This is a genomic window from Brooklawnia sp. (assembly GCF_049651565.1).
GTDB lineage: Bacteria > Actinomycetota > Actinomycetes > Propionibacteriales > Propionibacteriaceae > Brooklawnia.
In genome coordinates this window covers 1-6380 of the sequence record NZ_JBASCI010000024.1, presented here as the reverse complement: position 1 = coordinate 6380, position 6380 = coordinate 1, and the positions used below count along the sequence as shown (strand labels likewise).

At 70.4% G+C, this 6380-nt stretch carries 7 protein-coding genes; 2 read left to right on the top strand and 5 right to left on the bottom strand.

The annotated features are described in order from the left end of the window. On the top strand, window positions 1-583 hold a 583-nt coding region (locus tag WBL05_RS01170), incomplete at its 5' end, for a glycosyltransferase family 4 protein (RefSeq protein ID WP_424223187.1). Between the two features lie 90 nt (window positions 584-673). Here the strand turns inward: WBL05_RS01170 and WBL05_RS01165 are convergent. The 5 genes from WBL05_RS01165 to WBL05_RS01145 form a co-directional block, all read right to left on the bottom strand. Continuing rightward, entirely contained in the window at window positions 674-2332 is a 1659-nt protein-coding gene (locus WBL05_RS01165; protein ID WP_424223186.1) for an ABC transporter permease, read from the bottom strand. Window positions 2333-2335: 3 nt separating this feature from the next. Then, window positions 2336-3142 carry an ABC transporter ATP-binding protein gene (locus tag WBL05_RS01160; RefSeq protein WP_424223184.1) on the bottom strand — a complete coding sequence of 269 codons (807 nt, stop codon included), beginning with the start codon at window positions 3140-3142 and terminating at the stop codon, window positions 2336-2338. Then, a complete protein-coding gene (locus WBL05_RS01155; protein ID WP_424223182.1) occupies window positions 3139-4176 on the bottom strand; it encodes an ABC transporter substrate-binding protein in 1038 nt (345 codons plus the stop codon). The genes WBL05_RS01160 and WBL05_RS01155 overlap by 4 nt, the downstream gene beginning before the upstream one ends. A 388-nt stretch (window positions 4177-4564) precedes the next feature. Beyond that, window positions 4565-4945 (bottom strand): thiol-disulfide oxidoreductase DCC family protein, encoded by a 381-nt coding sequence (locus WBL05_RS01150; RefSeq protein WP_424223180.1) that lies wholly within the window; start codon window positions 4943-4945, stop codon window positions 4565-4567. A gap of 42 nt (window positions 4946-4987) precedes the next feature. Further along, the gene (locus WBL05_RS01145) at window positions 4988-5695 is read right to left on the bottom strand and encodes a hypothetical protein (RefSeq protein WP_424223179.1); all 708 of its coding nucleotides are present in this window, start codon (window positions 5693-5695) and stop codon (window positions 4988-4990) included. Window positions 5696-5793: 98 nt separating this feature from the next. Here WBL05_RS01145 and WBL05_RS01140 point away from each other — a divergent pair. Beyond that, window positions 5794-6380: DUF4192 domain-containing protein (locus WBL05_RS01140; RefSeq protein WP_424223177.1), on the top strand; the 587-nt coding region annotated here is incomplete at its 3' end.

Sequence of the window (6380 nt, the reverse complement as noted above, 5' to 3'; positions counted from 1 at the left end):
CCCAGGAACCGACCCGGCCGAGCTCGCCCCCGGGTCGTCCCGGTACGGCGGCCCACCCACTTTGTTGTGGCTGGGCCGGTTGAGCCGCATCAAGGATCCGCTCACGTTCGTCGAAGCCCTGACCAGGCTGGCCGATCTCGGCTGGAACGCGCGGCTGGTCGGGCCCGACACGTCGGACGACGACGTCACCCGCGAGGTCCGAGGCCGCATCGCCGAAGCCAGACTCACCGATCGAATCAAACTCCTCGGGCCCCAGCACGGCGCCGTCCTCGAAGCCAGCTGGGCGCAAACCGACCTGCTGGTGCACACCTCCAGGACCGAAACCTACGGGATGGTGGTCAGCGAGGCGCTCGCCCGGGGCGTCCCATCGATCGTGCCGGCCGGCACCGGTGCCGAGGATGCGCAGGCTGTCGGAGCGTCCTTCTCACCCGGCGACGTCCCCGCCCTGACCGAAGCGCTGCGAACCTGGCTAACCAACCCAGAGCTGAGGCAGCGTTGGCGCGCCGAGGCCCGCGAACAGCGGAGGCACCTGCCCACTTGGCAACAAACTGCGGAGGTGGTGGCGTCCGTGCTCACCGGGTAGAGCCGGGTGTGGCCGCCCGGGTCGGGACGCGCCTGACCGGCACCGCACGCCAACCGGGACGGGACGCGGCCAACCAAGGCAGCGGCGTCCTCACCAGCGGGTCTGCTCGGGAGCCACCACCGCCAGCACCCGCCGCTCAACCACCTCGACCAGGGTGTAGGCCGCCAGGGCGATCAGCGTCACCACCACCACGGTCGACCACAGGGAGGTGTAGCGGCTCGTCGCGGCGTCCACCGCCATCATGTTGCCCAGCCCGGTGCCGGTCGCCAGCCACTCCGCCACCGTGGCCCCCAGCAGCGCCGTGGGCGCGGCGATCCGGGCCGAGGCGAAGAACGCCGGCGCCATCGCTGGCACCCGGCCCAACATCAGCACCCGCCGGGGCGGTGTCGCGTAGGTGGAGAACACATCGGCCACCTGCCCCGGCAACTGGGCCAGCCCGTACAGGCACGACACCAGGGTGGGGAAGAACGTCATGATCGCCACCACGGCGGCAGTGCCGACCGGTCCGCGGCCCAGCGCGGCCACCAGCAGGGGAGCGATGGCGATGATCGGCACGCACCGCAGGGCCACCGCCACCGGGGTCAGCGCCCGACGCACCGGCGCGGACAGCGAGAAGACAATCGCCAGCCCCACCCCCATCGCCAACCCGGCGAAGTACCCGGGGACCGCCACCGCCGCCGTTTCGCCGACCGCGGCCCACAACTCTGCCCGGTGCTCGGGAGCCGCCGGCGAGGAGACCAGCCACTCCCAGACATCCCACGGCCGCTTGGCGAAGTACGGGTTCATCCCCAGCAGCGCGAACAACCCGATCCACCCGCCCACCAACAGCGCCGCGGTCAGCAGCACCCCGGCGAAGTTGACCAGCCCACGCTGCCAGGCCGGACGCCGCGGCGCGGATCGGGGCGGAGTCAGCAGCACGGCCGGCTGCTCCGGGGTCAACCGGCGGGCCAGCGCCGAGACCCCGACGTAGCCGATCAGCGACACCACCGTGCTGAGCAGCATCAACGCCCACAACCCGTCGGTGTCCAGGCTGCGCAGCGCCAGGATCGACAGCACGCCCAGCCCTCGCTCGGCGCCGGTGAACTCGCCCACCAGCGCGCCCAGGAATGCCGCCGGAACCGACGCCTGCAGTCCGGCCATCAAGTAAGGCAGCGCTGCCCGCAGCCGGACCGTAACCAGCGCGGTCCAGCGTCCCCGCCCGTAGGATGCGATCAGGTCGAGCCACGACTGCGGCACCGCCCGCATCCCGACCAGCAGCGGCACCAGCGTCAGGTAGTAGACCGCGACCGCGGCCAGCGTGATCTGCGGCGCGTCCCCGAATCCGTACACCAGCCGCAGCAGCGGGCCGAGCGCCACCAGCGGCAGGCAGTAGACCACCAGCGCCATCCGCAGCACCAGACGCTCCAGGCTGGGCAACAGCACTACCAGCAGCACCAGCACGACGGCGGCCAGGTTCCCGATCAGGTAGCCGAGCAGTGCCTCACGGGTGGTGAACCACAGCCCTCGGGCGTACACCTCGGCGTTCTCGACCAGCTTGGCCACCATCCCGGACGGCACGCCGATCAGGTGCTTGCCCGCGAGCAGCGTGCGGCCGACCAGCTCCCACAGCCCGATCACCAGGAGCCAACCGAGCACCGTTCGCAGCCGGGACGCCCACCGCGACTTCTCGTCCGGAGGGCGTGTGGCGTCCGGCGACTCGTCGAGGGACGCCGGACTCGGCCGGGTGATTGGCTGACTCTGGACGACCATCGCTCAGACCTTCGCGTCCGGGTTCTGGTCCACGCCGAGCAGGTAACCGATCCGGTCGACCAACTCGCCGTAGCGGCGGGTGTGCTGGTGCTCGATCCTGCGGGGGCGTTCGATGTCGATCGGTAGGTCGGCGACGATGGTGCCCGGTCGCGGCGACATCACCAGCACGCGATCGGCCAGCAGCACCGCCTCCGGGATCGAGTGGGTCACCAGCAGGGTCGTGGTCACCGTGCCCGACCACAGCGGCGGTAGCTCAATGTTCAGCCGTCGGCGGGTCAGCTCGTCCACCGCCCCGAACGGCTCATCGAGCAGCAGCAGCCGCGGCTCGGTGATCAGGCAACGGGCGATCGCGGCGCGCTGCCGCATCCCTCCCGACAACTGCGCCGGACGGACCTTCTCGAACCCGGCCAGCCCGACCAGTTTGAGCAGTTCGACGATCCGGTCGCGGTCGGCCGGCTGCCCGGCCAGCTTCTGGGCCAGCGCGACATTGCCGGCGGTCGTCCGCCACGGCAACAGGGCGGCGTCCTGGAACGCTATCGCCAACTCGCCCCGCTTGCGGACCCGCGTCGGTTCGTCGCCGCCGATCTGCACCTGTCCGCCGGGGTCGGCGTGCTCCAGCCCGGCGATGATCCGCAGCAGCGTCGACTTGCCGCAGCCGGACGGCCCCACCAGCGCGGTCACCGTGCCGGGGGCCAGGGTCAGGTCGAGCGGTTCGAGGACGCGCAGCGGCTCGGCCGCGGTCGGGAACGTCTTGGCGACTGCGGTGCAGACGACCTCGGGCGCCGTCTGTTCGGCAGGCGCGAGGCTCACGCGGTGGGCCCGTCCGCGTACACCTCTTCCATGATCGACCGGTCCCACAGCTGCTCGGTCGTACCCTCGATGCCGAGGATGGTGAACAGCTTGAGGTTCTCGTCGACCTGCTCGTCGGTGAACCAGCCGAACCCCTTGGTGTCGGTGAGCGGGGAGAACATGATGTCGAGCTGCACCTCGGCCTGCCGGCGCTGGGTCTCCAGGTCGAGTCCGGCGTCCGGGTAGGCCTCGACGGTCAGCTCTCCGGCGGCCTGCGGGTCGTCCTTGTACAGCTGCCAGCCGCGGGCGTCGCCGCGGAGCAGCCGGACGATCTGGTCGCGCTTGGCCGCGTCGGCGAGGCTGGAGCGCAGCACTGTGTAGGTCTGACTCATCGGGTTGTAGCCGAAATCGGCCAGCAGCATCGAGTAGCCGTCGATGCCCTGCACCGCCAGCGCCACCGGCAGGTCGTTGTAGAAGCAGTACAGCCCGTCGACCTGGCCCGCGGTCAGCACCGCGGGGTCGTACTGGCTGGGGATGAACTCGACGTCGCCCTCCGACATGTTGTTCAGCGCCAGGAAAGCATTCAGGCCGGGAGTGTCGGTGCCTGCGACGCCGATCTTCTTGCCGACCAGGTCTTGGGGGGTCACCAGCGGGGCGTCGGCCAGCGACAGGATCGTCACCGGGCTCTTCTGGTACTGGGCGCCGATGATCACCAGGTCGGCCCCCTCGACGTTGGACCGGGCCACCCCGTCGGCAACCGAGATGTTCATGAGTGCTGCGCCGCTCACGGTGTTGGCATCACCGGCCACGTTGGGGCCGCCGGCGGCCAGCCGCACTGACAGGCCGAGCTCTTCGAACAGCCCACGGTCCTGGGCCAGGTAGGTGCCGCCGAACTGCACCGAGTGCGTCCACGACAGTTGATAGGTGACTTCGTCGGCGGCGCCGCTCCCGGCGCCTCCCGAGGACGAACCGCTCGCGCAGCCGACGAGGCTGCCCGCCGCGAGGGCGCCGAATCCTCCCAGGACACTGCGACGGGTCAGGCGGGGCGTAACCATGAGACCTCCCATAAGGGGAAACGTACCGGTTTGCGTGCCGGGTCTCGTGGTTGAACCCCGGATTACCCGTTCATCCTAGCGAGGCGACCATAGCGCGGGCCGTGATTGACGCGGCTGCGACCGCGGACCCCCGTGGTGGTGTGATCAGCGCCTTGGCCGCCCGCGTGCAACGGCGCCTCTGCGCTCCGGCGAGGCATTGCCGCCGCGGACCCCCGGGGGTGGTGTGACAGCGGCTTGGCCACCCGTGAACTGTTGCGGAGGTCTGCACAGCGATGTCGCTGTGTGATCTCCCGCATTGATGACTGGCGGGTGGGTTGGGGTGGGAGTCGGCTGGGTTCGGGAAGCGCTTCCGGGCGTCTCGCGCGCGTTGGGGAGCATCGAAGGCCGGCTACGCGCGGCGCGGGGCATTGCTGAGGTCGCAGGCCGGCGTCCCACCGGGGAGCCTGTGACGGTTGGCGGCCACCCAGCGGTACACCGGACGCGCCACCAGCTGCCCCGGAGCGCTGCCGATCAGGCTGCCCAGCGCCCACCAGCCGGCCCGGCACTGCTGGAGCCCGGCGGCGATTGCGGCGGCGCCCCAACTAACGCGTCCGTCGGGGTACAGGAAGGGCACCTCGCAGGTGGCCCGCTCGGGATCGATGCCGAACTCCGCCAACAGCCTGGGGGTCATCGGACGCACCTCGCAGTCGGGGTTGCGGCGGGCGAGCCACTGGGCGAAGGAAGTGCAGAATCCGCAGTCGGGGTCATAGAACGCGATGGGTTTGCCCATTGCTCAATTGTTCCCGGCGCTTGGAGGGAACCAAACCCGCAGCTAGGGTCCCTTCACCGCCAGCATGGTCAGGTTGCTGAAGCCGGTGTCGCCGAGCAGCACCTGGGTGTCGCCGGGCGACTTGGTGAACCGGACGGTGCCGGAGGCCTGCTCGCCGGCGTTGAGCGGCCGGCCGGGCAGATCGGACGGGTAGGAGGGCGGATCAGAAGGTGTGACGTCACCGCTCTCCATGTCCATGGCCAGGAAGCTGTAGCTCAGCGAACCCCAGTCGACCGAGATGGTGACGTCGACGACGAGGGTGGAGTCCTCCCAGTAGGAGTCGTTGATCCCGAACGTGCCAGCGACCCGGTCGGACTCGAAGGCGATCGAGTTCGCGAACTCGCCGCCGGTGGGCAGGCTGGGGATGGTGCGGGATGCGGTCGGGGTGGGCGACGGGCTGGCCGGCGCGCCATCGCCGTCTGGACGCGAGCCCAGGAAAAGGATGGCCGCGACAACGGCAATTGCCACCAGCACCATGGCGATCGGGCCGGTTCGGCTGCGCTTCGACCGGAACTGGTCGATGGTGACCGTCGGGCGGTCGCCCGATGGGGGCGGCTGGGGGTCGGTGTGGGGCTGCCCGGATTCACGCGGCGCAGCGGGCACCGGGTCCGGGTTCTCGGGAGCCTGCCACGCACCGGACGGACGTCCCCACGCCGAGTTCGGCGACGCCCACTGGTTTCGGCCCTGATCGGGTGGCGGCTGAGTACTCATGGTGCCTGCCAGCGTACCCGTGCCCCGAGTCGCCGAGTTGTCCACAGTTTCGGGCCGGGATTGAAGAACCGGCCGGCCGACCAGCGATCGTCTGCGGCGTGAAACCAGACAAGAACACCCCGATTCCCGGGTCCCTGCATCCTGATGATGACCCGACCGCCGGTCCGCTGCGGCTGCGCGGCGCTGCCGACGTGGCGTGCCTGGTGCCCTACCTGCTCGGGTTCCACCCGCACGACTCGATCGTCGCGATGCTCTGCCTTGACGGACGCCTCAAGCTGACCGCCCGCATCCCGCTCAAGATGGCGACCCACCCGCTGACCTTCGACGCCCAGTTGCGGCAGCTCGGCGTCCGCTTCCCGACCGCACAGTGGATCTTCGCCGGTTATGGCGAGGAGCGGCCGGTCGTCGAGGACGGCCTACGGTTGGCCGTCGACCTGGTCGGATCCGATTCGGTGGTGGACGCGATCTACGTCGCCAGCGACCGGTACTGGTCGGTGCTGTGCTCGAATCCCACCTGCTGTCCGGCCGAGGGGGTGACCTACGACTCCACCGCGTCGCCGGCTGTCCTGCAGGCCGTGGTGGCTGGGCTGCAGGCCGCCGACAGCCGTGAGCAGTTGGTAGAGCGGATCAGGCCGCCACGGGGCTGGACGGCCCGCGCTGCCCGGCTGCGGCTGGACAACGCGCA

Bases quoted from the DNA above. Each gene is read 5' to 3' on its own strand.
- WBL05_RS01165 (WP_424223186.1), bottom strand. From the start codon at position 2,332: ATGGTCGTCCAGAGTCAGCCAATCACCCGGCCGAGTCCGGCGTCCCTC.
- WBL05_RS01155 (WP_424223182.1), bottom strand. From the start codon at position 4,176: ATGGTTACGCCCCGCCTGACCCGTCGCAGTGTCCTGGGAGGATTCGGC.
- WBL05_RS01150 (WP_424223180.1), bottom strand. From the start codon at position 4,945: ATGGGCAAACCCATCGCGTTCTATGACCCCGACTGCGGATTCTGCACT.
- WBL05_RS01145 (WP_424223179.1), bottom strand. From the start codon at position 5,695: ATGAGTACTCAGCCGCCACCCGATCAGGGCCGAAACCAGTGGGCGTCG.